General features: G+C 65.3%; 24 protein-coding genes. 8 read left to right on the forward strand and 16 right to left on the reverse strand.

Going from position 1 to position 24,581, the window contains the following annotated elements:
* Positions 1 to 33: 33 nt before the first annotated feature.
* Complete coding sequence (locus ACMG4O_RS10820) at positions 34 to 1,437, reverse strand: haloalkane dehalogenase (protein ID WP_414433781.1); 1,404 nt, start codon at positions 1,435 to 1,437, stop codon at positions 34 to 36.
* Between the two features lie 68 nt (positions 1,438 to 1,505).
* Between ACMG4O_RS10820 and ACMG4O_RS10825 the strand changes: the two genes are divergently transcribed.
* Complete coding sequence (locus tag ACMG4O_RS10825) at positions 1,506 to 1,829, forward strand: SET domain-containing protein (RefSeq protein ID WP_142949864.1); 324 nt, start codon at positions 1,506 to 1,508, stop codon at positions 1,827 to 1,829.
* Positions 1,830 to 1,841: 12 nt separating this feature from the next.
* Here ACMG4O_RS10825 and ACMG4O_RS10830 read toward each other — a convergent pair whose 3' ends face one another.
* The 5 genes from ACMG4O_RS10830 to ACMG4O_RS10850 form a co-directional block, all read right to left on the reverse strand.
* The gene (locus ACMG4O_RS10830) at positions 1,842 to 2,555 is read right to left on the reverse strand and encodes an RluA family pseudouridine synthase (RefSeq protein ID WP_414433782.1); all 714 of its coding nucleotides are present in this window, start codon (positions 2,553 to 2,555) and stop codon (positions 1,842 to 1,844) included.
* Entirely contained in the window at positions 2,536 to 4,914 is a 2,379-nt protein-coding gene (lon, locus tag ACMG4O_RS10835; RefSeq protein ID WP_414433783.1) for an endopeptidase La, read from the reverse strand. Before lon ends, ACMG4O_RS10830 begins: the two co-directional genes overlap by 20 nt.
* A gap of 63 nt (positions 4,915 to 4,977) precedes the next feature.
* Positions 4,978 to 5,652 (reverse strand): class I SAM-dependent methyltransferase, encoded by a 675-nt coding sequence (locus ACMG4O_RS10840; RefSeq protein WP_414433784.1) that lies wholly within the window; start codon positions 5,650 to 5,652, stop codon positions 4,978 to 4,980.
* An 82-nt stretch (positions 5,653 to 5,734) separates the two neighbouring features.
* Positions 5,735 to 6,679 carry an alpha/beta fold hydrolase gene (locus tag ACMG4O_RS10845; protein WP_414433785.1) on the reverse strand — a complete coding sequence of 315 codons (945 nt, stop codon included), beginning with the start codon at positions 6,677 to 6,679 and terminating at the stop codon, positions 5,735 to 5,737.
* A 107-nt stretch (positions 6,680 to 6,786) separates the two neighbouring features.
* Positions 6,787 to 7,635, reverse strand: a complete 849-nt coding sequence (locus ACMG4O_RS10850; protein ID WP_142949859.1) for a DMT family transporter — start codon at positions 7,633 to 7,635, stop codon at positions 6,787 to 6,789.
* A gap of 143 nt (positions 7,636 to 7,778) precedes the next feature.
* Between ACMG4O_RS10850 and thpR the strand changes: the two genes are divergently transcribed.
* On the forward strand, positions 7,779 to 8,282 hold the full coding sequence (thpR, locus tag ACMG4O_RS10855; RefSeq protein WP_414433786.1) for an RNA 2',3'-cyclic phosphodiesterase: 504 nt from the start codon (positions 7,779 to 7,781) through the stop codon (positions 8,280 to 8,282).
* 75 nt (positions 8,283 to 8,357) lie between these two features.
* Here the strand turns inward: thpR and ACMG4O_RS10860 are convergent, their stop codons facing one another.
* Complete coding sequence (locus ACMG4O_RS10860) at positions 8,358 to 9,179, reverse strand: anti-sigma factor family protein (protein WP_414433787.1); 822 nt, start codon at positions 9,177 to 9,179, stop codon at positions 8,358 to 8,360.
* Between the two features lie 10 nt (positions 9,180 to 9,189).
* On the reverse strand, positions 9,190 to 9,705 hold the full coding sequence (locus ACMG4O_RS10865; protein ID WP_194855887.1) for a sigma-70 family RNA polymerase sigma factor: 516 nt from the start codon (positions 9,703 to 9,705) through the stop codon (positions 9,190 to 9,192).
* Positions 9,706 to 9,865: 160 nt separating this feature from the next.
* Between ACMG4O_RS10865 and ACMG4O_RS10870 the strand changes: the two genes are divergently transcribed.
* Complete coding sequence (locus tag ACMG4O_RS10870) at positions 9,866 to 10,084, forward strand: hypothetical protein (RefSeq protein ID WP_194855888.1); 219 nt, start codon at positions 9,866 to 9,868, stop codon at positions 10,082 to 10,084.
* Between the two features lie 81 nt (positions 10,085 to 10,165).
* On the opposite strand, the gene ACMG4O_RS10875 is transcribed toward ACMG4O_RS10870, so the two are convergent.
* The 4 genes from ACMG4O_RS10875 to ACMG4O_RS10890 form a co-directional block, all read right to left on the reverse strand.
* Positions 10,166 to 11,548 carry an NAD(P)(+) transhydrogenase (Re/Si-specific) subunit beta gene (locus ACMG4O_RS10875; protein WP_194855889.1) on the reverse strand — a complete coding sequence of 461 codons (1,383 nt, stop codon included), beginning with the start codon at positions 11,546 to 11,548 and terminating at the stop codon, positions 10,166 to 10,168.
* 3 nt (positions 11,549 to 11,551) lie between these two features.
* Complete coding sequence (locus ACMG4O_RS10880; protein ID WP_067611132.1) at positions 11,552 to 11,827, reverse strand: NAD(P) transhydrogenase subunit alpha; 276 nt, start codon at positions 11,825 to 11,827, stop codon at positions 11,552 to 11,554.
* Complete coding sequence (locus tag ACMG4O_RS10885) at positions 11,827 to 13,050, reverse strand: Re/Si-specific NAD(P)(+) transhydrogenase subunit alpha (protein WP_142949889.1); 1,224 nt, start codon at positions 13,048 to 13,050, stop codon at positions 11,827 to 11,829. The genes ACMG4O_RS10880 and ACMG4O_RS10885 overlap by 1 nt, the downstream gene beginning before the upstream one ends.
* A 205-nt stretch (positions 13,051 to 13,255) precedes the next feature.
* Positions 13,256 to 14,686 (reverse strand): ABC1 kinase family protein, encoded by a 1,431-nt coding sequence (locus ACMG4O_RS10890; protein WP_142949853.1) that lies wholly within the window; start codon positions 14,684 to 14,686, stop codon positions 13,256 to 13,258.
* Positions 14,687 to 14,746: 60 nt separating this feature from the next.
* On the opposite strand from ACMG4O_RS10890, the gene ACMG4O_RS10895 reads away from it, so the two are divergent.
* Both ACMG4O_RS10895 and ACMG4O_RS10900 read left to right on the forward strand, forming a co-directional pair.
* The gene (locus ACMG4O_RS10895; RefSeq protein WP_414433788.1) at positions 14,747 to 15,547 is read left to right on the forward strand and encodes an alpha/beta fold hydrolase; all 801 of its coding nucleotides are present in this window, start codon (positions 14,747 to 14,749) and stop codon (positions 15,545 to 15,547) included.
* A 73-nt stretch (positions 15,548 to 15,620) separates the two neighbouring features.
* The gene (locus tag ACMG4O_RS10900; RefSeq protein WP_142949851.1) at positions 15,621 to 16,763 is read left to right on the forward strand and encodes an oxygenase MpaB family protein; all 1,143 of its coding nucleotides are present in this window, start codon (positions 15,621 to 15,623) and stop codon (positions 16,761 to 16,763) included.
* Positions 16,764 to 16,784: 21 nt separating this feature from the next.
* Here the strand turns inward: ACMG4O_RS10900 and ACMG4O_RS10905 are convergent, their stop codons facing one another.
* Entirely contained in the window at positions 16,785 to 18,896 is a 2,112-nt protein-coding gene (locus ACMG4O_RS10905; protein WP_142949888.1) for a carboxy terminal-processing peptidase, read from the reverse strand.
* Between the two features lie 165 nt (positions 18,897 to 19,061).
* On the opposite strand from ACMG4O_RS10905, the gene ACMG4O_RS10910 reads away from it, so the two are divergent.
* The gene (locus tag ACMG4O_RS10910; RefSeq protein WP_414433789.1) at positions 19,062 to 20,285 is read left to right on the forward strand and encodes a nucleoside recognition domain-containing protein; all 1,224 of its coding nucleotides are present in this window, start codon (positions 19,062 to 19,064) and stop codon (positions 20,283 to 20,285) included.
* Positions 20,286 to 20,383: 98 nt separating this feature from the next.
* On the opposite strand, the gene ACMG4O_RS10915 is transcribed toward ACMG4O_RS10910, so the two are convergent.
* Positions 20,384 to 21,064, reverse strand: coding sequence for an alpha-ketoglutarate-dependent dioxygenase AlkB family protein (locus tag ACMG4O_RS10915; protein WP_414433790.1), 681 nt, complete (start codon positions 21,062 to 21,064; stop codon positions 20,384 to 20,386).
* 65 nt (positions 21,065 to 21,129) lie between these two features.
* Between ACMG4O_RS10915 and corA the strand changes: the two genes are divergently transcribed.
* Positions 21,130 to 22,080 carry a magnesium/cobalt transporter CorA gene (gene corA / locus ACMG4O_RS10920; RefSeq protein ID WP_414433791.1) on the forward strand — a complete coding sequence of 317 codons (951 nt, stop codon included), beginning with the start codon at positions 21,130 to 21,132 and terminating at the stop codon, positions 22,078 to 22,080.
* A gap of 175 nt (positions 22,081 to 22,255) precedes the next feature.
* Here corA and ACMG4O_RS10925 read toward each other — a convergent pair whose 3' ends face one another.
* Positions 22,256 to 23,089 carry an MBL fold metallo-hydrolase gene (locus ACMG4O_RS10925; protein WP_194855895.1) on the reverse strand — a complete coding sequence of 278 codons (834 nt, stop codon included), beginning with the start codon at positions 23,087 to 23,089 and terminating at the stop codon, positions 22,256 to 22,258.
* 93 nt (positions 23,090 to 23,182) lie between these two features.
* Positions 23,183 to 23,635 carry a hypothetical protein gene (locus ACMG4O_RS10930; protein WP_142950198.1) on the reverse strand — a complete coding sequence of 151 codons (453 nt, stop codon included), beginning with the start codon at positions 23,633 to 23,635 and terminating at the stop codon, positions 23,183 to 23,185.
* A gap of 154 nt (positions 23,636 to 23,789) precedes the next feature.
* Here ACMG4O_RS10930 and yaaA point away from each other — a divergent pair, with 154 nt between their 5' ends.
* A complete protein-coding gene (gene yaaA, locus ACMG4O_RS10935) occupies positions 23,790 to 24,569 on the forward strand; it encodes a peroxide stress protein YaaA (protein WP_142950199.1) in 780 nt (259 codons plus the stop codon).
* Positions 24,570 to 24,581 lie beyond the last annotated feature (12 nt).

Genomic DNA, 24,581 nt, shown 5'->3' on the forward strand with positions numbered 1-24,581 from the left:
AATAATATCAGGATTCCCGACCCGGGCACGCGGTTATGGCGCCGCGCCTTCGGCGGCCAGCAGCGCCCGTTTACGGTCCTGGCCCCAGTGATAGGCGCCGGCGCCGCCGGCGCGCGGCACCACCCGGTGGCAGGGCACCAGCACGGCGATCCGGTTGGCGGCCACGGCGCCGCCCACCGCCCGCGCCTGGCTGCCCACGCGGGCGGCGAGGGCGGCGTAGTCACTGGTGGTGCCGGCGGGCACCTCGAGCAGGGCGCGCCACACGCGGCGCTGGAAATCGGTGCCGATCAAATGCAGCGGGGTGTGACCGGAAGCCGTGAACAGGCCGGCGATGCGGGCGTCGTCGGTGCGCTCCAGCCGGCAGGCGGGAAAGCGTTCCGACACCTGGCGTTGTCCGTCGTCCGCGTCGTCGGCGAAGCTCAGCATCACCAGGCCCCGGTCGGACCAGGCCGCCACCAGGCCTTCGTCGCGGCCGGCCGGACGGGCCCGGGCGAAGGCCCAGTGCAGCGTGCCGCTGAAGGTTTTGTCCTCCGCCGCCACCTCCGGCACGCCGGAGGCCGCCGACGGTCCCCGTTGGCGGCACCAGTCCGCCAGCGCGCTGGCGATGGCTTCCGGGTTGTCCTCCTGCACATAGTGCAGGCCGCGACCGCAATCGACCACGTCCAGATGGGCGATGCGCTGGCTGAGCCAGGCCACCCGGGTGCGGCTGAGCACCGCGCCGGGATGGAACTGCAGCAGCAGCATGGGTTGCGGCATGCGTTCCAGGCGCTGCTCGATATCCTGGATGGCGGCCCAGGTCTCGGTGCGCCGGTCGTTGATCGGCAGCTCGCCGGGGAACACCCGGATCGGGTAGCGGCTGCGCGCATCCGGAAACGGTGCCCGGTAGGCAGCCAGCACACTGCGCGGCAGCCGGCGCCGGGTGCTGAAGCGCAGCACCACGTCGACGAACAGGTTCTGGCGCTGCAGCAGCCAGTAGCTCAGCCGCCGCTGCCGGAACGCGAAGAACAGCGGCCGCGCCGCCGGCGGAAACTCATGCCAGTCGAAGGTGAAGGGGAAGGTTTCCATGAAGCAGAGCGCGCTGACGCGCTCCGGCTGGTGCTGGGCGAGACGAAAGCCGAGCGGCCCGCCCCAGTCGTGCAACACCAGGGTGATGTCGCTGAGCTCGAGCGCGCCGACGAATTCGTGCAGGAAGCGGTAGTGCGTAAGAAAGCGGTAGTCGAGATCCGGTTTGTCGCTTTTGCCGAAGCCGATCATATCCAGCGCCACGCAACGGTAGTGGGCGGTCAGCGGCTTGATCACGTTGCGCCACAGGTAGCTGCTGGTGGGGTTGCCGTGCAGGAACAGCAGGGTCGGGCCCTGGCCTTCGTCGATGTAGTGGAGGCGGTGACCGTCGACGGTCAGGTAGCGCGAAGTGAAGGGGTAATCGGCGAATCCCATGCCATGCGTCCGGGCGGCTTTTCTGGCAAGATGCCACGGCCCCGATGACTACTGCAAGCGTGAACGGTATGGATAAACCCTTTGTGCGCAAGGATCTGGTGGAAGTGAAGGAAAGCCCGGTGCACGGCCGCGGCCTGTTCGCGCGGGCGCCGATTTCCCGCGACACGGTGCTGGGTGTATTGAAGACACAAGCCGCCAAGGGCGACGGCCCCTACGTGCTGTGGCTCGACGACGAAGGCAAGGAACGCTACCGCGTGCTTTGCGATCTGCGTTTCATCAACCACGCCAAGAAACCCAATGTGGCTTACTACGACGACCTGACCGTGGTGGCGCTGAAGAACATCAAGGCCGGCCAGGAGTTGCTGCACGACTACGGCGACGACTGGGCCTAGCGCCGGTTCACACTAGAACGGCGCCGGGGAATAGAACTCCCGCCACAGACCGGTACACGGATGGTTGAACGCCAGACGTTCGGCGTGCAGCAATAAACGGTCGCTGCGATTGAGAATCTCCGACGGCGCGTACAGGTCGCAGCCGAGAATCGGATGGCCGATCTCGCGGCAATGAATGCGCAGCTGGTGGGTGCGGCCGGTGACCGGGCGCAGGGCCAGCCGGGTGGCGTCGCGGTCCGGGTAGCGGGCCAGCACCCGCCAGTGGGTGAGGGCGGGCTTGCCGGTGTCGAAGCACACCTTTTGCAGCGGGCGGTTGGGCCAGTCGGCGATCAACGGCAGCGCCACCTCGCCGCTGTCCTCGGCCACCTGCCCGGCGACCACCGCCTGATACCGCTTTTCCACCTGACGCTTCTGAAACGCGCGGCTGAGATTGCTTTGCGCCCGGCGGTGCAGGGCCAGCACCATCAGGCCGGAGGTATCCAGGTCGAGCCGGTGCACCAGCCGCAAATCCGGGTACGCCTGCTTTAAGCGGCGGGTGACGCAGTCGCTGTTTTCCGGCGCGCGGCCGGGCACGCTGAGCAGGAACGCCGGCTTGTTGATCACCAGGATGTCGTCGTCCCGGTGGATCACGCCGATCGACTCCCGGCATTCGGGCACCAGGTAGCGCGGCGGCTGCTCCGCGCGGGTCAGCCGCCGCCGGCCCGGTTCAACCCCAGACCACGTCATGCACGTCCTGGTAGCGCTGGGCGAAGTGCACCGTCATGCCCTCCTTGATGTAGTCGGGCAGCTCCTGGTAATCCCGTTCGCAGGCCTTGGGCAGAATCAGCTCGCGGATACCGGCGCGCCGGGCGGCGATCACCTTTTCGCGGATGCCGCCCACCGCCAGAACCTGGCCGGTCAGCGTCAGTTCGCCGGTCATCGCCAGCTTGCGCGGCAGCCGCTTGCCGGTGGCCAGGGACACCAGCGCGGTGGCCATGGTGACGCCGGCGCTGGGGCCGTCCTTGGGCGTGGCGCCCTCGGGCACGTGCAGATGCACGAAGGACTCGTCGAACCAGTCCTCGTCGACGCCGAACGTCTTGAGATGCCCGGCCACATAGCTGTAGGCGATCTCCGCGGATTCCTTCATCACATCGCCGAGCTGGCCGGTTTGCTTGAAGCCGCGCCGCTGGCTGTGCACCCGGCTTGCTTCCACCGACAGGGTGGCGCCGCCCATGGCGGTCCAGGCCAGGCCGGTGATCACGCCCACGCCGCGCTGGGCTTTCTCTTTCTGGAAGTAGGGCTGGCCGAGGAAATCCTCCAGATTCTTACCGGTGATGCTGATCTTCTTCTCTCCGGAGAGCAGCCGCACCGCTGCCTTGCGGATGATCTTATTCAGCTGCTTTTCCAGGTTGCGGACGCCGGCCTCGCGGGCGTAGCCGTCGGCGATCTGGCGCAGCACGCTGTCGCTGATCTTCAGCTGCGACGGTTTCACGCCGGCCCGCTCCAGGGCGCGCGGCCACAGATGGTCGCGGGCGATCTCCACTTTCTCTTCGGTGATGTAGCCGCTCAGCCGGATGGTTTCCATGCGGTCCAGCAGCGGGCCGGGAATCGAATCCAGCGTGTTGGCGGTGCACACGAACAGGCAGTGGCTGAGATCGAGCCGCTGGTCCAGATAGTGGTCCAGGAAATCCTGGTTCTGTTCCGGGTCCAGCACTTCCAGCAGTGCCGACGCCGGGTCGCCCTGGAAGGACTGGCCCAGTTTGTCGATCTCATCCAGCATGATCACCGGGTTGCTGGTGCCGGCGTCCTTGAGCGCCTGGGTGAGCTTGCCCGGCATGGCACCGATGTAGGTGCGGCGGTGGCCTTTGATCTCCGCCTCGTCGCGCATGCCGCCCAGGCTGAGACGGTAGAACTCCCGCCCCAGGGCTTCACCGATGGACTTGCCGATGCTGGTCTTGCCCACGCCGGGCGGCCCCACCAGCAGCAGAATCGAGCCTTTCACCTCGCCGCGCATGGCGCCCACGGCCAGGAACTCGACAATGCGGTCCTTCACGTCGTTGAGGCCGCTGTGGTGCTCCTCCAGCGTCCGGCGCGCGTGGCCCAGGTCGAGGTTGTCCTCGGAGTACTGGCCCCAGGGCACGCTGGTGAGCCAGTCCAGATAATTGCGGGTCACCGCGTATTCCGGCGAGCCGGATTCCAGCACGTTGAACTTGCGCAGCTCCTCTTCGAAGCGCCGCGTCACCGCCTCGGGCGGGTTCAACGCCTCAAGCCGCTCGCGGAATTCGTCGGCGTCGGCGGTGCGGTCGTCTTTCTCCAGGCCCAGCTCCCGCTGGATCACCTTGAGCTGCTCCTTGAGGAAGAATTCGCGCTGGTGCTTGCTGATCTTTTCGTTCACTTCCTCGCGAATCTGGTTCTGCAGGCGCGCCACTTCCACTTCTTTCTTGACCAGTGTCAGCACGCGCTCCATGCGTGCTTTCAACGACACGGTTTCCAGAATGCCCTGCAGCTCGTCGCCGCTGGCGCTGGTCAGGGAGGCGGCGAAATCGGTGAGCGGCGAGGGATCACGGGGTGAAAAGTTCTGCAGGTAGTGCTTGAGCCCTTCGTTGTACAAGGGGTTGAGCGGCAGCAGTTCCTTGATGGTGTTGATGATCGCCATGCCGTAGGCACGCAGGCTGTCGTCCAGCTCATCGCGGGAGGTGGGGTAGGTCACTTCCGCCATGAACGGGCGCTTGCGGCTCAGATAGCCCTGCACGCGGAAACGGGCCAGGCCCTGGGCCACCACCTGCAGCTGCTGGTCTTCATGATTGACCGCGTGCACCTTGACCAGACAGCCGTACTCGGGGAAATCCTCCACGCTCACGTCGTCCGGGTCCCGGTCGCCAATGTAGATCAGGCCGAGCGCGTGGTGCGGGGTTTGCCCGACGCGCTCCAGGGTGGCGCGCCACTGCTCCTGGTCCAGCAGCAGCGGCTGCACCAGACCGGGCATGAACGGACGGTCCCGGACCGGGATCAAATACACCCGTTGCGGCAGGTTCTGATCGGGCAGCGCCAGGGCGCCCTGCGGAGTTCCTTCGTCAACCGTGGTTTGATGTTCTTCCTGACTCATGGGCTCGACTCATTGCAAAGCTGAAAACAACCTGACTCTAAGGTGGCGCCAGTGAGCCGCTTTTCAATCCCGGTCGACGATCAGAAGATCGGCGCTGAGCGCGCGCGGCGTCTGTGTGCGGCGCTCCACCACGCGGGCGTTGAAGCGGGCCTGGCAGCGCTCGGCCAGATCATAGAACGGCGACCGCCCGGGATCGGCGATGATGACCCGCTTCACGTCCTGGTCCAGGGCGCGCCGGATCAGATTGAACAGCACCGGTGTGAGCTCATCCCAGAAACAGATGTCGGCGCCGGTAATCATATCCACGTCGGCGAGGCGCTGCTTGGTAAGGCGCTCGAAGCGGCAACGCAGGGTGTCCACCTGAACACGGTTGATGGCGGCGTGCAGATCCAGGTAGGGGAACACGTCGGCGTCCGCGTCCACGGCGGTGGCCCGGCAACGGAAACGCTTGGCGGCGAAAATCGCCAGCGGCCCCCAGCCACAGCCGATGTCCATCAGGTGGCTGTCGGCGGTGAGCCGGAGCGGGCCTTTTTCCCGGGTCAGCTGGTCCATGATCAGGAAGCTGGAGTTCCACACCTTGTTGCCGTGGATGGTGGGCACGTGGTTGGCGCGTTTCAGCTTTCTGATTTCACGGTGACCGCTGCGCAGCAGGGTGACGCCGCGGGTATCAACCGTGTGGGCTTCGCCGCGTTTAATACGCGGAATCGGGGGGGACGAGGGTGAGGCATCAAGGGGCATGGACGTTTCCGGCGCCAAAAGGGAAAGCGCAAACACTAAGGCGGCGCGGCCGGCGGTTCAAGGCCGGCGCGCCGCGATGGCGTCAGCCGTCGATATCTTTCCAGAACGCGCGGAACGCTTCGGCGCTTTCTTCCGGCGCTTCCGCCATCGGCACATGGCCGACGCCTTCGAGGATCACCGCGCGGCTGTTAGGCAGCTCGCGCTGGAACACCTCCACATTGTCGACGCCCAGCAGGGCGTCCTCGCGGCCCCACAGAATCAGCGTCGAGGTTTTGATTTCCGGCAGCACGCCGCGCCCCTGCAGGCGCATGGCCGGGTCCAGATTGATGTCCTGCCACACCTTTTCCGCCACGTCCGCGTTGGCGGCTTTCTCCTCGCCCATCAGCGTGATGGCGAAATCGGGAATGCCCACGGAGCGTTCGCTGGCCCAGTCCAGGGTGGTGCGGAAATCCTCGGCGCTGTGCGGAATCAGCGGGTTGCTGTCCGACTGCTCCAGCACATTGAGAAATTCCGGTGTCTGCAGGGTGATGCCGGCGGCATCCACCAGGCCCAGGGAGCGGAGCCGGTCCGGCTGGCGCCGGGCCATCTCGATGGCGATGGCGCCGCCCATGGAGTTGCCGGCCACGTGGGCGCGCTCCACCTGCAGGGCGTCGAGCAGGCGGAACAGGCGCTCGGCCTGCTCACTGATACCGTAATCCATGTTGGTGGTGCGCGGCTCGGTGTTGCCGTGGCCGGGCAGGTCGGGAATCACGAAACGGTAGTCGCCTTCCAGTTCGTTGGCGAAGCGCACCCAGTTGCGCGAATCGGCGCCGAAGCCGTGGATCAGCAGCACCGCCGGGGCCTGGTCGGCGTCGCTGGATTGCAGCACCCGCCAGCGCAGGCCGTCGTCGGTGGAGACGGTGTGCTCTTCGAGCCCGGCGCGCCATTTTTCAAAATCCATTCCCTGGTGGTAAACCCACCGCTGGCTGCTTTCGCAGCCGGCCAGCAGCACCAGCGTCGCCGCCAGCATTAACAGTCGGATGGCCATTCCGTTTCCTCCGGGTTGTTATTGTTCCGTTCAAGACGGAAAGTCAGCTTAGTTGCTCGGTTTCCGTTTGGCACCACCGTGAAGGTCAAATTTTGTAGCAACCCGCTCTAGCGGGACTTCAGATTCCAGATGCCGGCGCCGATGATCAACAGGGTGCCGAGCACCGTGGACAGCACCAGGGTCTCGCCCCAGAACAGCCAGCCCAGGAACGCCGCCCACACCACCGCGGAGTAGTTGTACACGCCCACCTGGCCGGGGCGGGCCAGCTGGTAGGCGGTGGTCATGGCGAACTGCCCGGCGATCGCCACGCTGCCGATCGCCAGCAACCAGAGCATTTCGGTGCCGGTGGGCATCTGCTGCACGCGCAGCAGCAACAGCGCCGACAACAGGGTGGCGAACAGGGAGAAGTAGAACACCACCCGGTGCGGGGGTTCGCTGGCCGCCATGCGCCGGATGCTCACCTTGGCCACGCTCATGATCGCGGCGCCGGCCAGGGCCACCAGCATCACCGGATCCACCACGCCCTCATCGGCGCGCAGGATCACGCCGACGCCGACAAAGCCGAGTACAATCGCCGCCCAGGTATGCCCGCTGATACGGTCGTTGAGCCACAGCCAGGCCACCAGCGGCAGAAAGAAGGGCACCGTCATCTTCACCAGCACCGCTTCCGCCAGCGGAATATGGGCGATGGTGAAAAAGAAGCAGAACATGGCGGTGACGCCGGTGAAGCCGCGGATAAAGTGCAGCCGCAGGTGGCTGGTGCGCAAATCGCGGATACCGCCACTGGCCACCAGCACCGGCAACAGCACCGCCAGGCCGATCAGATTACGACCGAACACGATCATTTCCACCGGCAGAGTGTCGGCGAGATGCTTGATCATCGCCGCCATGACCGCCAGCAGACCTTCGCCCAGCACCAGCAGAAGCGCGCCTTTAAAAGGCTGGTCCGGCTTCACCGCCGGCTACCACGACAGGCGCGGTGGCGGCTAACGTTGATCATCGCCATGGGAGCGTCATCATAGAGGGCGTCCAACGCCGTGGGTGGGGGCGGCATTCTAACGTCGGCGCCTCGTCCTGGCCATTTTTGAAGGGAGGACGCATGCGTTGTTTTATCGGTATTCCGGTGCCGCCGGCGCTGGCGGCGATACTCACCGCCAACCCGGTCCCGCCGACGGCGCGGCCGGTGCCGGCGGCCAATCTGCATCTGACGCTGGCGTTTCTCGGCGAGCGCTCGCGATCGCAACTGGAGCCGTTGCTGCCGCCGCTGAAGAACGCCCTGGCGCGGTTGCCGGCCTTTACCGTCACGCTCAGCACCCTGGACGTCTTTCCCGAACCCGGGGCGCGCATCTGGGCCGCCCACGCGCGCCGGGAACCGGCGCTGCTCGACCTGCACCGCCAGATTTGGGACCTGCTCGGCCAGGCCGGCATCGACGCCGAGCCCCGCCAATTCCTTCCCCACGTAACCCTGGCCCGCGCCGCCGCACCCCTGCAGGCGGAGCCTGCGCCCGGGCCCTGGGTCCTCCCGGTAAATTCGGTGATGCTCTATGAGAGCCCCCCGGACGGCTACTATCGGGTGTTACAGGACTGGCGACTAAAAGATTAGCGAGCTCTACCACCACTTCAGCTACGGAGCACTTTTTGTGCGAGCGGGCGGGGCCCGCTCCCACCAAGGCCGCATCTAGAAATTATTGCCCGCCGGGGCCGGGCGGGTGGACCGGGCGGTGCCGGCGTCCTGGGGCGCCGGGGCGCCGTTGGCCGTGGTGGAGGAGGGCGAACCGGTGGCGCCCGGCACGGTTTTTTCCGGCGCCACCCGCGGGCTGCCCATTTTTTGCTGCATGGCCATGGCGGTCCGGGTGAGCTCGGCAAGCTCCATATCGCCCACCAGCAGATAGCTTTTGCCGCCTTGCTGCCAACGCACCAGCGGCACGCTTTTATCGGACATCACATGAAACCAGCCGTCCTGGATGGCGGTGTGGTGGTCCATTTCATACAGCGCCAGACGGTTGGAGCCGGCATCGTGGTAGCGATACTCGGTGATTTCCCGGCCGGCGAGCTGCAGCTGCTTCTGCGAGAGCGGTTGCAGGCCCAGGCCGCTGAACAGCCGTGGCCCGCTCACCTCGCCGGAGGCGCGGGCGGGCTGCATGTAGGCTTGCAGCACCATGTCCGCGAAGCGCGCCGGCGCCGGGCCGGAGCCCGCCATGTGCAGGGCGCCGCCGGTCACCAGCAGCGCCGCCACGATCAGCGCCGCCGCCGCGGGCCAGCGCCGGGCACGGGGCGCCTCGATCTGTGGGACCGATTCCTGGAATACCGGGTCGAGCGCCCGCCACAGGGCCGCTTCGCGGCGCCAGTAGGCGTAGATGCGGTCGGCGAACCGGGGGTGGGCACGGATTTCCGCGGCCACCCGGCGGGCGCGGTGCGGCGGCAGCTGGCCGTCCGCGAAGGCGCTCAGCTCTTCATCGGTGACCGCATGTTTCGCGTTGCGATTGCCGAGCGAGATCATCGGTCCCTCCTCACTTGACCCGTTTCAACGCCGTTGTCCGTCGCCGGACCGCGGGCCTGTCCCGTTCCTGGCGCAACGTTTCCCGTGCCCGTGACAGGCGTGAACGCAGCGTGCCGACACGGACGCCGAGAATCCGTGCCGCCTCACGGTAACCCGGATTCTCAAGGGCCACCAGCAACAGGGCGGCGCGTTGCTCGGTGGGCAACTGGTCGAGCGCCTCCAGTGCCTGCTGGCACTCGACGTGATCCTCCTGGTCCGCGGCCACGGTCTGATCCAGCCCGGCGTCCGCGCGCGGTTGCTCCTTGCGCACCGGCGCCGAGGTGCGCTGGTTGATGTACAGCCGGTACAGCATTCGAAACAGCCAGGAGCGCAGACGGCCGGACGGCCGCCACAGGTGGCGTTTGCGCAGCGCCCGCTCAAGGCAGTCCTGGACCAGGTCGTCGGCGGCGCCCGGATCGCCGCACAGCGCCGTGGCATAACGTCTCAGGTGGGGTATCTGGTCGCAGATCTGCTGCTCGAAACTCATCCTGTTCAATGGCCCTGTCAGCGGCGGTGTTACCAGTACCAACAAGACACAGGGCGGTTTGGTTCCGGATTTTTTTGGAACCAATCCGGAGCGCGGGCTGTTGGTGGGATAGCGGGCGAGGCCCGCTGACTTTCGAAACGGTACGAAACAGGAGGATCGAATGTCTGTAGAGGACGTACGCAAAGGCTTGTTACTGGCCACCGGCCTGGTGTCTCTGGTCGCCGGCGGCGCGGCCCTGGCCGCCTGTGATCCGGTCGAACCGCCCGAGGGCGGCGACGGTCAGCAGCCGGGCGGCATGCAGGACTCCATGCAACAGGGCGGCGGCTCCATGCAGCAGGAGCAATCCTCGCCCGGCGAGGGCGGCGGCTACTCCGAGTAACGCCGTTCGGGTTAAGCAGACCCGCAACAAAAAAGCCCGGCACGAAGCCGGGCTTTTTTATGGGTCGGTGATCGCGGGCGATCAGCCTTCCTTGAGAGCAGTGGTGATGTCCACCACCGCGCCCTTGCCGTCGCCGAACAACATCAGGGTGTTGTCCTTGGCGAACAGCGGGTTGGGCAGGCCGGCGAAACCGGGGCTCAGCGAACGCTTCACCACCACCACGGTCTTGGCCTTGTCCACGTTGAGGATCGGCATGCCGTAGATCGGGCTGCCCTTGTCCTCGCGCGCCATCGGGTTGGTCACGTCGTTGGCGCCCAGCACGATGGCCACGTCGGTCTGCTCGAAGGTCGGGTTGATGGTGTCCATGTCCTTGAGCTTGTCGTAGGACACTTCCGCCTCGGCCAGCAGCACGTTCATGTGCCCGGGCATACGGCCGGCGACCGGGTGGATCGCGTACTCCACCTCGACGCCCATGCCTTCCAGGGTGTCGGCCATTTCACGCACGGCGTGCTGCGCCTGCGCCATGGCGAGACCGAAGCCGGGCACGATCACCACGCGCTGCGCGGTTTCCAGCACCATCGCCACTTCCTCGGCGGAGGTGGACTTGATCTTGCCTTCGTAGACCTCGTCCTGATCCATCGCTTCGCCGGCTTCCGCCATCACACCGAACAGCACGTTGGTGAGGGAGCGGTTCATCGCCTTACACATGATCTGCGTCAGAATCAGACCGGAGGCGCCCACCAGGGAACCGGTGACGATCAGGGCGCTGTTGCCCATCACGAAGCCGGCGGCGGAAGCGGCGATACCGGAGTAGGAGTTCAGCAGCGCGATCACCACCGGCATGTCGGCGCCACCAATGGGGGACACCAGCAGAATACCGAGAATCGCGGCGGCGATGGCCAGGCCCCAGAACACCGGCTCCACGCCCGGGTTCATCACCAGGTAGGCGATGGCGGCCACGGAACCGAGCAGCAGAATGGCGTTGACCAGCTTCATGCCCGGGAAGCCCATCGGCTTGCCGTCGATCAGTTCCTGCAGCTTGGCGAACGCCACGAAGGAACCGGTCAGGGTCACCGCGCCGATCAGAACCGCGATACCGGTGGCGATGATGCCCACGGTGTCCGGGTGCCCGCCACGGAAAAACTCCGCGCCGGCCACGGCGAAGGAGGCGCCGCCACCGAAACCGTTGAGCAGGGCCACCAGCTGCGGCATGGCGGTCATTTGTACTTTCTTGGCCAGGATGGCGCCAATGATGCCACCGACGATCACGCCGCCGATGATGATCTCGTAGGTCACGATATCGCGGTGCAGCAGGGTCACCACACAGGCCACGCCCATACCGGAGGCGGCCAGCAGGTTGCCCCGCACGGCGGTCTTCGGCTTGGTCAGACCCTTGATGCCCAGGACGAAGAGTACGGCCGAGATCAGATAGGCGATATCAATCCAGTTATCGGAAATCTGCATGGGTTACTTCCTCTTGAACATCGCCAGCATTCGATTGGTGACCATGAAGCCGCCAATCACGTTGATGGTCGCCAGTACCACGGCGATAAAGCCGAGGACATTGATCAGCAGACCGGCGTCGGAGCCGGCGGCGATCAGCGCGCCCACCAGGGTAATGCCGGAAATCGCGTTGGAGCCGGACATCAAAGGGGTGTGCAGCGTCGGCGGTACCTTGGTGATCAGTTCCACACCCAGGAAAATCGCCAACACGAAGAGGGTAAGCTGAGATACGAAGTCCATTACTTTTCCTCCTGCCCGTTGTCGTCGCCGTTATCGGCGGGCGCTTCGGGTTCGGCTTTCTTCAGTTCCGGCAGGCCCAGCATCTCGCGCAGGCGAGCGTGGGGGACATCACCGTCGTGACTGATCACGGTGTCGGTGACGATCTGGTCTTCGAAATCCAACTGCAGGTCGCCGTTGTCGTCGAGCAGCAGGTTAAGAAGGTTCTCAATGTTCTTGCCGAACATCTGGCTGGCATGGAACGGCACGGAGGAGGGCACGTTGGTGGGGCCGATGATCAGCACACCGTTTTCCACCACCGTTTCGCCGGCCTTGGTGAGGTCGCAGTTACCACCGCGTTCCGCCGCCAGGTCCACGATCACGGAGCCGGGCTTCATCGCCTTGACCATTTCCTCGGTGACCAGGATCGGGCTCTTGGCGCCGGGGACCGCGGCGGTGGTGATCACCACGTCCATTTCCTTGATCACTTCCTTCATCAGCTCGCGCTGACGCTTGAGGAAGTCCTCGCCCTGGGCCTTGGCGTAACCGCCGGAGCCTTCCGCTTCGCCGGTGTCCAGGTCCAGTTCCACCGGCTTGGCGCCAACCGACAGAATCTGTTCACGGGCGGCGGGGCGCACGTCGTAGGCTTCCACGATGGCACCGAGCCGCTTGGCGGTGGCACAGGCCTGCAGGCCCGCCACGCCGGCGCCCATAACGAACACGCGCGACGCGTTCATGGTGCCCGCCGCGGTCATGTTCATGGGGAACATGCGGTGAGAGGCGTTCGCCGCCAGCAGTACACATTTATAGCCGGCGATCATGGCCATGGAAGAGAGCACATCCATGGACTGAGCCCGGGTGATGCGCGGAATCAGTTCCAGGGCCAGGCCGGTGACCTTGCGCTCCGCGAGAGCCTGCGCGAACTGCGCGTTGGCCAGCGGGTCGGTCATGCCGATAAGGAACTGACCGGCTTTCAGCTTGTCCAGATCTTCCTGGCCATTGGTCGTATTGCTGCCCGGAGTCTGAACTTGCAGGATTGCCTGAGCGTTGGAAAAGATGTCGTCCCGGTCGGTGAGTTTCGCGCCGGCGTTTTCATAATCGCCGTCGGTAAACCCGGCCGCCTCGCCAGCGCCGCGTTCGATGCGGATCTCGACACCGTTTTTCTTGAGCAATGCACCGACGTTGGCGGGCGTCAGTGCGACGCGCTCTTCGCCGGGGCAAATTTCCTTGGGTACACCGATAATCACCTGCGTTACCCCCATTTTATGGTTCGTAAAAACAGGTCCATCTGAAAGCCGGTCGGGATGACGGGTTTTCAGGGGAACCTCGAAAAACGGCCGGTTTATTCAAACCGGCCGCTGAGCAGGCTGCTAACCTTATTGTGCAGTCGACAGCTTGGCAAATAAGAAATGGTTATTGCGCCCATAAACGGTCAATAATTGACCGGAAAGGTCAACTATCCGCCGCCTGCCCGTTTATTTTTTGAGCAACACGCTCGCGATCCTCGTCTTCACGCATGTGGATAAACGGCTCGAGAATGGTATTTCCGCGCACCTGGGCCTTGATCACGTGTAAAAAAGTGTAAGCCCCGAGCAGCTTGCGGAACAGGAAAATGAATTCCTTGGGCGGCACGTCGAAATGCACCGACAGGGCGGTGCGGCTGGCGCGGTTCATCACCCGGTTGGGCAGGTTGCTCTCGCCCCACAGGTATTCACCCTTGTCGTTGACCACGGACTTGGGCGGCGGAAAGCGGTCCGGGTCCTGCAGCGCCTCGATGGCCTCGAAGCACAGCGCGGCGAAATCATCCAGCAGCCGGCGCGGCACCTCGCCGTCGAGAAATTCCAGCGCGCGCATGGCGCCGAACAGACGCTCGCTGTCGTGCAGCCAGGCGGCGCGGATCATCTCGCGGCCGGGGCCCAGCACCTCATCGTCGAAATCGCGGATGGCGCCGAAATCCAGCAACACGATCTTATCCTTGCCGTCGTCGCCGACGCGCATCAGATAGTTGCCGAAGTTCGGGTCGGTCTGCATCTTGTTCCATTCGAACACTTCCCGGCAGCACAGCTCCATGATGGCGCGGCCCAGAAAATTGCGGCGCTCCTGGCTCAGCGACACCACCGACGGATCGCTGATGTGCACGCCTTCCTCGTAGGACAGGCAAAGAATGTTGTGGGTGGAGTAGTCGCCGTACACTTCCGGCACCACGAAACGCGGGTCGTCGGCCAGCGCCTCGCGGAAATGGCGGGTGGTGTGCGCTTCCAGGTCGTAGTCCACCTCGCGGCCGAGCATGTCGCGCACTTCATCCAGCCATTGGTTGAACTGCTCGGTGATCGGCACCAGGCGGCTCAGCTTGAGCAGCCGCACCAGCGCGCGCATGTCCGAATCGATGGCGTTGGCGACGCCCGGGTATTGAATCTTGAGGGCCAGCTCGGCGCCGTCGCTCTTGCGCCGGGCCCGGTGCACCTGGCCCAGGCTCGCCGCGCCCAGGGGCTGCGGGTCCACCTCCAGCTCGGCCAGTTTGACGCTGCCCAGCTGCTGCCGGAGGTGCTTCTCCACCGCCGGCCATTCCAGGGCAGTGGTGCTGTTTTCCAGGGTGTGCAGCGCCTCGGTGACCTCCTCGGGGAGGAAATGCTCGCCGAACAGCGCCATCATCTGGCCGATTTTCACCACCGAGCCCTTTAACTGGCCGAGTTCCTCGACCAGCTCTTCCGCCCGTTGCGAGAGGTTGCGCCGGCGCCGCGCCTCGCGCTGGTCCGGCGCCGCGAACAGACCGCCGGCGCTGGCCGTGGCGTAGCGGGCACCGGCCAGGAAGCCGGCCCGGGCCATGGAGAAGCGGCGTTCCAGGGAGCCTGTTTTCACCCGTTTTACGGTTTTTCGTGCCATAGTTCCTCGCGCGGGCCAACTGCAGCCTCGCATTCTAGCTGATTAAGGAAGCACAGATATATGCCAACGACCTGGATCCTGTTGCGCGGACTGGTTCGTGAACAAGCACATTGGGACGGTTTCGCCGACCGCCTGGCCGGGGCTCTGGGCGCGGACCATCGGGTGATGTGCATGGATTTGCCCGGCAACGGCGTCCGCCACCGGGACCGCAGCCCGACCCGCATCGCCGCCATGGTGGACGCGGCCCGCGAAGACCTGGCCGGGCGCGGCGTGGACGGGCCGATCCACCTGGTGGCGCTGTCCCTGGGCGGCATGGTGGCGATGGATTGGCTGCAACGCCATCCGCGGCAGGTGGCCGCCGCCGCCTTGATCAATTCCAGCGCCGCGCCGGTGAGCCCGTTCTGGCACCGCCTCAAACCGGCCAACTATGGCGCCATTGTCCGCCACGGCCTGCTTGGCCGCGACCGCCTCAAGCGCGAGCGCATGATTCTGGAGATCACCACCAACCGGCTGTCGGACGCCGATAAAGACCGCATCGCCCGGCAATTCCAGCGGATCGACGAGGCCCGCCCGGTGTCCGCCGCCAATACCGTGCGGCAGTTATGGGCGGCGGCGCGGTTTCGCGCGCCGAAGACGCTGCCCGACGGGCGTCCGGTGTTGGTGATCAGCGCCGCCGGCGACCGACTGGTGGACCCGCGCTGCTCCGCGGCGCTGGCCCGACGGTGGTCGGCGCAACGGGCGGTCCACCCGGACGGCGGCCACGATCTGTCCCTGGACGACCCGGGCTGGCTCGCCGACACCCTGGCGGACTGGGCCGGGCCGACCCCGGGACTAAATAAAACCGCGGCTTTTGACGATTGACCCCCGTGGCACGACGCTCTAGCTTGAACGCAGAACTCACGGGTTCTGTGTCGAGCCCATGTTGGAGACGTTGATGGCCACACCGCAGGAATTAAACCAGCTACGCGACGGCCCGCGCACGCCGCGGGAGCAGATCTGGTTCGACCGCTACGCCCACCACCGGCTTGAAGCCTGGCGCCGGGTCCAGGACCCGCTGGCCGACCGCTGTCTGGAAAACATCGCGTTTCAACGGCCCTCCGGCCTGCTCGACGAAGTGGAGCGGCGCGCGGCCGAAGAGGGCGGGGTGTACCAGGCGTTCCTGGACCACTGCCACACGGTGCCCGGCTGGGTGGACTTCGAGCGCATGGAACTGGGGCGGCGCATGTACCGCCGGCACGGTGCGCTGCAGGGCCTGGTGCTGATGTGCTCCAGCCTGGTGGAGGGCTACGCCCACAACAAACCGTCCCAGGTGCTGGTCGCCACCGGCCGCCTGCAAAAGGATGTGTCGCGGCGTATTTATGAAACCGGCCAGATGCTGCACAACATCGCCGCCACCGACGGCCTGCGTCCCGGCGGCCTGGGCCACCGGACGCTGATGGAGGTGCGGCTGCTGCACGCGGCGGTGCGCCGCTTTCTCAGCGAAAGCGGGCGCTGGGACAGCGACCGTTTCGACCTGCCGATCAATCAGGAGGACATGGCCGGCACGGTGCTCGAGTTCGATTACATGGTGGTGCGGGGGCTGCGCCGGATGGGCCTCTATATCAGCCATCAAGAGCACGAGGCGATGCACTATTTCTGGCGCTACGCCGGCTACCTGCTGGGCGTGGACGAGGCCTTGCTCACCGCCACCGTGGAAGAGCAGAAAGTGCTGGCGCTGCAGCTCACCTCCCATCTTTACGACCCCACCGAGGACAGCGAAAAGCTGGCCAAGTCGCTGCTGGCCGGCATGGCGGGCAAGCCGCCGTTCCATCTTTCCTATGACGTGCTGGTGGCGGTGAGCCGTTTCCTGATCGGCGACGCCATGGCCGACGACCTGAACCTGCACAGCCGGGTATCGTCCGCCGCGGCGGTGCGCCTGGCCCGGGCCGGGTTTGGCGCCGCCAGCCTCGGCCAGCGGCTGCTGCCGGAGGCCGCCAAGCGGCGGTTGGAGGACTTCAACCACGACCTGGGGCGTCGCACCCTGAAACTGGGTCTGGGGAAGGACCCGGCGCGCTGGGGGTTCAAGGCGATGGCCTGACCCCCGCGCCGGGCGGGGCGCTCAGGAGGCGCGTTCGTCGGCCACCCGCTGCTCGCGGAGCAGCGACACCATGTCGGCGAGGATGTGCCCGGTTTCCCGCAGGTAGGGGTCTTCGTCCAGCGGTTCGTCGTTGCTGTCCGGGTCCAGCGCCCGCTGTTCTTCCAGCGCGCGCAGATCTTCCATTTTCTCAATCGGCTCTTCACCACGGTGCTTGCGCAGGGCGTTTTCGATGTCCAGACGGCGCTGGTCGAAATCCTCCTGCCAGGCCTTGCGCTGCTTGGCGTTAAGGGACAGTTCCTGGCGTTCGTTGGCGCGGTTGAGCAGATCGCGCAACTGGTTCACATAAACGAATTCCGGATTGTCGCCGATGCGCGCGTCGTGCCGCTCGCGCAGCCCCGGCAGCAGCGGCACCAGGTCCTGATAACGCTGGTACTTGGCCGGGTCGATCTCATCCCAGGGCAGGGCGTTGGGCAGGCTGCTTTCGCCGATCGATTCCTTGTCCACCAGCGACGGCATGGTGACGTCCGGCACGATGCCCATGTTCTGGTTGCTGGAACCGGACACCCGGTAGAACTTGGCGTTGGTCATCTTGAGCTTGCCGTGGTTCAGGTCCAGCAGGGTCTGCACGGTGCCTTTGCCGTAGGTCTGATCGCCGACGATCAGGGCGCGGCCGTAGTCCTGCATGGCGCCGGCGAAAATCTCCGACGCCGAGGCGCTGTAGCGGTTGACCAGCACCGCCAGCGGCCCGGAATAGAGCATGCCGGGATACTGATCGTTTTCCACGCTGACGCGACCGCCGGCCTCGCGCACCTGCACGGTGGGGCCACGGTTGATGAACAGGCTGACCAGTTTGTTCACCTCCAGCAGGGAACCGCCGCCGTTGTTGCGCAGGTCCACCACCAAGCCGTCGACATTCTCTTTACGCAGTTCCACCAGCAGTTCCGCCACGTCCCGGGTGGTGCTGGTGTAATCCGGATCGCCACGGTGGAAGGCGTTGAAATCCATGTAGAAGGCGGGAATCTCGATGATGCCCAGCTTCATGGTGTCGCCGCCGTGCTCCACCTCGATCACTTCCTTCTTGGCGGCCTGTTCCTCCAGCACCACCTTGTTGCGGGTAATCGCGATGGTGCGGGTGTCGTGCTCGCTGGCGCGGCCGGCGGGAATCACTTCCAGGCGCACCTTGGAGCCCTTCGGCCCGCGAATCTTGTCGACCACTTCGTCCAGGCGCATGCCGATGACGTTGACCATCTCCTCGTCGCCCTGGGCCACAGCGATCACCCGGTCGGCGGGGCTCAGCTGCCCCTGTTTGGCGGCCGGGCCGCCGGGCACCAGGCGCACCACCTTGGTGTAGCCGTCCTCGTACTGCAGCACCGCGCCGATGCCTTCCAGCGAACGGCTCATGCTGATGTCGAAGTTCTCGGAATTATGCGGCGTGAAATAGTTGGTGTGCGGATCAAAGGTCTGGGCGAGGGCGTTCATGTAGGTCTGGAACACGTCCTCGGGGGTGTTCTGACGAACCCGGCTGAGCTGGCTTTCATAGCGGTTGGTCAGCCGTTTGCTGATTTCCTCGTCGCTGGTGCCGTTGAGGCGCATGGACAGCACCGCGTTGCGCAGCTGGCCGCGCCAGATCGCGTCCAGGGCGTCCTGGTCCTCGGCCCAGTCCGCTTCGCTGCGGTCCACCAGCACCTTGCCGTCACCGTCGAAGTCCCAGTCCTCGAAGCCGCCTTCCAGGGTGGCGAGGATCTCGGTGAGGCGGTCTTCCAGACGGCTCTGGAAGCGGTTGAAGATGGAGTAACCGGCCTCCAGGACGCCGTCGCGCAACTGGTTGTCGAGCTGATCGCGGTAGGGCTGGAAGTCGTCCACGTCCTGCTGGGTGAAATACAGCCGGTTGGGGTCAAGATCCTGCAAATACTGCTCAAGCACCTGCGCGGAAAGCGCGTCGTCGAACTTCAGGCGCCGGTAGTGCAGCTCCAGGCGCTCGACGATTTCCTCGGCGGCTTCACGGTGGACCTTCTCGGGCTTGAGCGATCCTTCGATGGCGGGGTCGTTGCCCAGGTCGCCGCCCACTTTCAGGGCGCCGCCCAACAACAGGGCCGCCAGGAGCACGCCAAACAGCTTGCGGAATACGGACATGAACTTACTCGGCTGCATTTTTTAAAGGGTTCCAGGGCAGTATAAAGGAAACCACCGCCTGGAACAGGGTCGCCCAAATCACCGGGCGGGGGCAAGCGCGGATGGATAGGCAAAGGCGCCGATCATCGACATACTGAGCGCTTTGCCGGACTTCATGAGGCCCCCGTGCATCGTCTTTTTACCGCCTTTTTTCTGATCGGGATACTCGGCGCCCTGGTGCAGCTGCTGGGCGGCGACCTGCAGGCCCCGGCCCGTGTGGTGTCGGCGCTCTGGGAGGCGGCGGACCTGGCGGTGGAAGTGAGCCTCGGGTTGATCGGCGTGCTGGCGCTGTGGAGCGGCCTGTTCCGCCTCGCCGAGCAAAGCCGCCTGGCCGACCGCATGGCGGCCGGCGTGCGCCCGGTGCTGGCGCGGCTGATGCCGTCGCTGCGGCGGAACCCGGCCGCCGGCGCCGGGGTGTCCATGAACCTGGCCGCCAATATGCTCGGCCTGGACAACGCCGCCACGCCGCTGGGCCTCAAGGCGATGGAATCGCTCCAGGAACATAATCCGGAGCCGCGCCGGGCCACCGACAGCCAGATCATGTTCCTGGTGCTGAACACCTCATCGGTGACCCTGGTGCCGGTGACGGTGCTGCTGTACCGGGCCCAGCAGGGCGCCGCCGACCCGGCGGCGGTCTACCTGCCGATGCTGATGGCCACCACGATCTCCACCTTTATCGGCGTGATACTCACCGCCCGGCTGCAGCGCATTCCGCTGCGCGACCCGCTGCTGATCACGGTGGCGCTGGGCTGGCTGGCGCTGCTTGCGGTGCTGGCGCTGGGCGTTTATCTGGCGCCGCCGGACCTGGGCAACACCCTGTCCGGGTTGTTCGGCAACGGCATTCTTCTGGCGGTGATCGGGCTGTTCTTCTTCGCCGCCTGGCGCGCCCGCATCGACAGCTACGACTGCTTCGTGGAAGGCGCCAAGGAAGGCTTCACCCTGGCGGTGAAGCTGATTCCCTATCTGGTGGCCATGCTCGCCGCCATCGCCATGCTGCGCGCCAGCGGCGTGCTCGAAGCGGTGCTGTCGGCGATCCGCCTCGGCGCCGCCGCCCTGGGCTGGGACACCCGCTTCGTGGACGCCTTGCCGGTGGCCTTCCTGAAACCGCTGAGCGGCTCCGGCGCCCGCGCCGCCATGCTGGACGTAATGCAGACCCACGGGGTGGATTCCCTGGCCGGGCGCATGGCGGCGGTGATGCAGGGCTCCACGGAAACCACCTTCTACGTGCTCGCGGTGTATTTCGGCAGCGTCGGCATCCGCGACTTCCGCTACGCGCTCTGGTGCGGCCTGGCCGCCGACGCCGCCGGGCTGTTGGCGGCGATCCTCTTAAGCTACGTTTTCTTCGGTTAGAGGGAACTTGTGGGAGCGGGCTGTGGGAGCGGGCCCAGCCCGCGAAAGGGTGGAATCAGCCACCCGGCGGGATACCAGAGACGTTGTTTGTGCTGCCGTTAAGAAGTCGCTCTGGGATCCTGCCGGAAGCTTCGCTCCCTTTCGCGGGCTGGGCCCGCTCCTACAATCTCGCGGAAGGTCAGGTTAAGGCGGGCTTCCCGCACCCGGCGCCGGCGGGGCAGGGCGTGCTCGAAGTGGGTCTGCACCTCCGGTGACATGATCAGCAGGCTGTCGTGTTCCAGCGCGATCACCCGGCTCTGGCGGCCGCTGCCGTAGGGTCGGAAGGCGAAGTCGCGGGCGGCGCCGAGATTATAGGAGAGCACCCAGGGGTGGGCGCCCAACTCCGGCTCGTTGTCGCGGTGCCAGCCCATGCTGTCGTCGCCGTCGCGGTAGAGGTTGGCCAGGGCCCCGTTGGGGGTGCGGCCGGTGAGTTCGGTGACCCGCCGCCGCAGCGCGTCGAGCGCCGGCGGCCAGCCCCGGCCCTCATGGGTCAGCCCCGAATACCGATAAGAGATACCCTGGTCCGCCACCCAGCAGGTCAGCCTGGGCACCGGATGCTCGCGGCCGAACACCCGCACCCGGGGCCGGTCCCAGGGCAATTGGTTACAAAGCGTGTGAAAGAGAGCGGTCGCCGCGTCACCGAGAATGCCCGGAATCAGCCACAGGCGCGCCTCATGCCCCAGGTCGATGGGCGCGGTGTGCTGGTTCAGCCGTGTTATCGTGGAGTTGACAGTCATCATGCGCTGCTCTATCTAAGCCGGGTTGATACCTGACGCCGGCCCATCTTGTTCGCGAGGAGCTTAGCATGCTGCACGTTTACGACATCGAAAAAGGAGTGCTCCGCGAAAGGGACGTGGCCGAGTTGACCCCCGGCACCTCGGACGCGGCCAGCTGGATCGATCTGGTCGACGCGTCCGACGAGGAACGTGAGCAGCTGCAGCACCTGTTTCGCCAGAACCTGCCCGAATCCGACGACGTGGAGGAGATCGAGGCCTCGGCCCGCTTCTTCCACGACGAATACGGCCTGCATGTGCACTCGCTGTTCGTCTACCAGGCCGAAGGCCGCCACCGCACCTCGACCGTGGCGTTCGTGCTGCAGCCGGGCCGGCTGCTCACCTTCCGCGATTCACGGCTGCCGGATTTCCGCCTCATGCGCCTGCGTGTGCGCCGCGGCTGGGTACAGGCCCAGGCGCCGCTGGACATTCTGCTAAGCATTCTCGAGCAGAAAGTGGAAAACATGGCGGACAGCCTGGAGGACATCCACCGCAACCTGGAGGAAGTCAGCTACCTGGTGCTGGAAGACGAAGAGGCGGAGCTGGAAGACGGCATCGAAAAGCTCGCCCACCTGGAGGACAGCAACGGCAAGATCCGGCTCTGCCTGATGGACACTCAGCGCTCGATCTCCTTTATCCAGCGCTACGTGCGCACCGACAAGGACCGCCGCCGCACCTGCTCGGAAATCCAGCACGACCTGGACACCCTGATGTCCCACGCCACCTTCCTGTTCGAGAAGATCAACTTCCTGATGGACTCCACCCAGGGCTTCATCAATATCGAACAGAACCAGATCATCAAGATCTTCTCGATCGCCGCGGTGGTGTTCCTGCCGCCCACCATGATCGCCAGCATCTACGGCATGAACTTCGACGTCATGCCCGAACTGCAATGGGCGTTCGGCTACCCGGCGGTACTCGGCCTGATGGTCCTCTCCGGCATCGCCCCGTACTGGTACTTCAAACGCAAAGGATGGCTGTGAGGAGCAGTTAAGAGTTAACAGTGAACAGTTAACAGTTAACAGCTAAAAGACGCGGTCCGGGTCTCTTTGAACGGTAAGGCCGTGCCCGCGAAGTATCAGCGCGGGCACGGCCTTACCGTTTATGCGGACCTCGATCGCGCAACTATTAACTGTTCACTGTTAACTATTCACTGATTCAGACTGCCCACTTCCCGCTGGTGTGGCTGACGCGGCCTTCGTCGCGGAGTTTGATCAGGTGGGCTTCCAGGGAGAGGCAGGCGACGCCGTGCAGGAAGGCGGGGACGTCTTCGTAGACCCGGGTGACCAGTTCCTGGACGGTGATCGGGTCCGAGTCCAGCGCTTCCACGACCTTGCGTTCGCGGTCGCGGCGGTGGGCGAGGGTTTTGTCCACGGTGGCCATGGGGTCGTCGATCACGTCGCCGTGGCCCGGCGCCATCAGGTCGATGCGGTAGTCGCGCAGCAGGGCCAGGGAGTCCATATAGGCCGCCATGGAGCCGGACGGCGGGGCGATCACCACGGTGGAGCCTTGAATCAGGTGGTCGCCGGTGAACAGCAGGTTCTGGTCCACCATCAGATAACACAGGTGATTGCCGACATGCCCGGGCGTGGCGATCACTTCCAGTTCGGTGCCGCCGCAATCCACCCGTTCGCCGTGACGCAGGCGCCGTTCCGGGGCCCAGGTTTCGTCCTGCAGGCCGTCGTCGGGCACGTCGGGGCCGAGCAGGCGCGCGCCGCTGGCCTCGGCCAGTTCGCGGGCGCCGGGGGAGTGGTCGCGGTGGGTATGGGTGACCAGAATCTGTTCGATCGGGCGGCCGATCTTTTCCGCCGCGTGCAGCAGCGCCTGGGTGTGTTCGTGGTCCACCGGGCCCGGGTCGATGACCGTGAGCGCGCGGTCACCGACCAGATAGGAGTTGGTGCCGGGCCCGGTCATCATTCCCGGGTTGCGGCCGAGTACCCGCCAGGCGTTGGGTGCGATTGGGGTAGGGTGGCCAGGAATGAGCGCTGCCATTATCTCTCCTACAGCCGTTGCTGTGCTTCGAGGAGCCGGCATTGTGACCATTTAGTCGGCGATTGCCTAGTGGTCCATGCCACGGCCCGGTGATCAGCGGTCGTAGGCTTCCACCCGCAACACCCGGGCGCGCCAGCGTTCGGCCTGGATTTCCCGGTCGGGGCGGGGCACGGAAAGATTGAGCGGGTAGCGTCCGCCGGCGGGGATGTGCATGGACAGCGTCATGCGCTCGCCGTACAACACCTCGCAGGCTTTGGCCGGCGGGCAGCTGAGCGCTTCCGCCATGATTTCGGTGCGCGCCACCGCGTTCTCGCCGCGATTGATGATTTCACCGCGCAGGCGATAGGTGGTTTCGGTTTCGTGCACGCTGGAGATGCTGGTCTCCACGGTCTCCGGGTCGGTGGGCACCCGGCGTTCCTGGTCGGTGAGCAGCATAGCGCCGAGGAAAATGGAGCCGGCCAGCGCGACGCCGGCGAGGACCAGGTAAAAAGGCTTGCGGCCCGCTTGCCAGCTGCCCCAAAGCAGCACGACAACGGCGACGGTCACGGTTAACACCAACAAAAAGCGCATCGGACTGGATCACTCCCCGGTTCGGTTGAGGTTACGATAGCATCTCGCCAAGGGGCCCATAGTATAAAGCCTGTTTCTTCTCTCGACGGTGTTCTTATAATCGGGTCTGCATCTTGTAAAGGAGAACCGCATGTTGATCGTGGTATCGCCGGCCAAAACGCTGGATTACGACTCGCCGCTGCCGTCGCTGCGCGCCACCCAGCCGCGCCTTCTGGAACACAGCGCCGAACTGGTGGAGCGTGCCCGCAAGCTGTCACCGGCGGATCTGGCCAGCCTGATGAAGGTCAGCGACAAGATCGCCCACCTGAACGTGGAACGGTTCGCGCAATGGTCGCGCCCCTTTGATAAACACAACGCCCGGCCCGCATTGTTCGCGTTCAAGGGCGATGTGTACACCGGCCTCGACGTGAGCCGCTTCGACGGCGACGATTTGAAAGCCGCGCAAAGCCGCCTGCGCATCCTCAGCGGCCTGTACGGCGTGCTGCGCCCCCTGGATCTGATGCAGCCCTACCGGCTGGAAATGGGCACCCGCCTGGACAATGAGCGCGGCAAGGATCTCTACCAGTTCTGGGGCGACATTATCACCGCACAGCTGAAAAAAGACATGAAGGCGGCCGGCACCGAGGTGCTGGTGAATCTGGCGTCCAATGAGTACTTCAAATCGGTGCGCACCGAGCAGCTGCCCGGGCCGGTGATTGAACCGGTGTTTCAGGACGAGAAGAACGGCAAATACAAGGTGATCAGTTTCTACGCCAAGAAGGCGCGCGGGCTGATGGCCGCCTGGATTCTGCAGGAAGGGATTGAAACGCCGGCGCAATTGAACAAGTTCCGGGTCGCCGGCTACCGCTACGACAAGGCGGCTTCCACCGACACCAAGCCGGTGTTCCGGCGCGCGGAAGGGGCCGCCTGAGCCCCTCCCTTG

This window comes from Alloalcanivorax venustensis (assembly GCF_047495515.1).
In the GTDB taxonomy this organism is placed as follows: domain Bacteria; phylum Pseudomonadota; class Gammaproteobacteria; order Pseudomonadales; family Alcanivoracaceae; genus Alloalcanivorax; species Alloalcanivorax venustensis.

Bases quoted from the DNA above. Each gene is read 5' to 3' on its own strand.
- ACMG4O_RS10820 (WP_414433781.1), bottom strand. From the start codon at position 1,437: ATGGGATTCGCCGATTACCCCTTCACTTCGCGCTACCTGACCGTCGAC.
- ACMG4O_RS10825 (WP_142949864.1), top strand. From the start codon at position 1,506: ATGGATAAACCCTTTGTGCGCAAGGATCTGGTGGAAGTGAAGGAAAGC.
- ACMG4O_RS10830 (WP_414433782.1), bottom strand. From the start codon at position 2,555: ATGACGTGGTCTGGGGTTGAACCGGGCCGGCGGCGGCTGACCCGCGCG.
- lon (WP_414433783.1), bottom strand. From the start codon at position 4,914: ATGAGTCAGGAAGAACATCAAACCACGGTTGACGAAGGAACTCCGCAG.
- ACMG4O_RS10840 (WP_414433784.1), bottom strand. From the start codon at position 5,652: ATGCCCCTTGATGCCTCACCCTCGTCCCCCCCGATTCCGCGTATTAAA.
- ACMG4O_RS10845 (WP_414433785.1), bottom strand. From the start codon at position 6,679: ATGGCCATCCGACTGTTAATGCTGGCGGCGACGCTGGTGCTGCTGGCC.
- thpR (WP_414433786.1), top strand. From the start codon at position 7,779: ATGCGTTGTTTTATCGGTATTCCGGTGCCGCCGGCGCTGGCGGCGATA.
- ACMG4O_RS10860 (WP_414433787.1), bottom strand. From the start codon at position 9,179: ATGATCTCGCTCGGCAATCGCAACGCGAAACATGCGGTCACCGATGAA.
- ACMG4O_RS10865 (WP_194855887.1), bottom strand. From the start codon at position 9,705: ATGAGTTTCGAGCAGCAGATCTGCGACCAGATACCCCACCTGAGACGT.
- ACMG4O_RS10870 (WP_194855888.1), top strand. From the start codon at position 9,866: ATGTCTGTAGAGGACGTACGCAAAGGCTTGTTACTGGCCACCGGCCTG.
- ACMG4O_RS10875 (WP_194855889.1), bottom strand. From the start codon at position 11,548: ATGCAGATTTCCGATAACTGGATTGATATCGCCTATCTGATCTCGGCC.
- ACMG4O_RS10880 (WP_067611132.1), bottom strand. From the start codon at position 11,827: ATGGACTTCGTATCTCAGCTTACCCTCTTCGTGTTGGCGATTTTCCTG.
- ACMG4O_RS10890 (WP_142949853.1), bottom strand. From the start codon at position 14,686: ATGGCACGAAAAACCGTAAAACGGGTGAAAACAGGCTCCCTGGAACGC.
- ACMG4O_RS10895 (WP_414433788.1), top strand. From the start codon at position 14,747: ATGCCAACGACCTGGATCCTGTTGCGCGGACTGGTTCGTGAACAAGCA.
- ACMG4O_RS10900 (WP_142949851.1), top strand. From the start codon at position 15,621: ATGGCCACACCGCAGGAATTAAACCAGCTACGCGACGGCCCGCGCACG.
- ACMG4O_RS10905 (WP_142949888.1), bottom strand. From the start codon at position 18,896: ATGTCCGTATTCCGCAAGCTGTTTGGCGTGCTCCTGGCGGCCCTGTTG.
- ACMG4O_RS10915 (WP_414433790.1), bottom strand. From the start codon at position 21,064: ATGATGACTGTCAACTCCACGATAACACGGCTGAACCAGCACACCGCG.
- corA (WP_414433791.1), top strand. From the start codon at position 21,130: ATGCTGCACGTTTACGACATCGAAAAAGGAGTGCTCCGCGAAAGGGAC.
- ACMG4O_RS10925 (WP_194855895.1), bottom strand. From the start codon at position 23,089: ATGGCAGCGCTCATTCCTGGCCACCCTACCCCAATCGCACCCAACGCC.
- yaaA (WP_142950199.1), top strand. From the start codon at position 23,790: ATGTTGATCGTGGTATCGCCGGCCAAAACGCTGGATTACGACTCGCCG.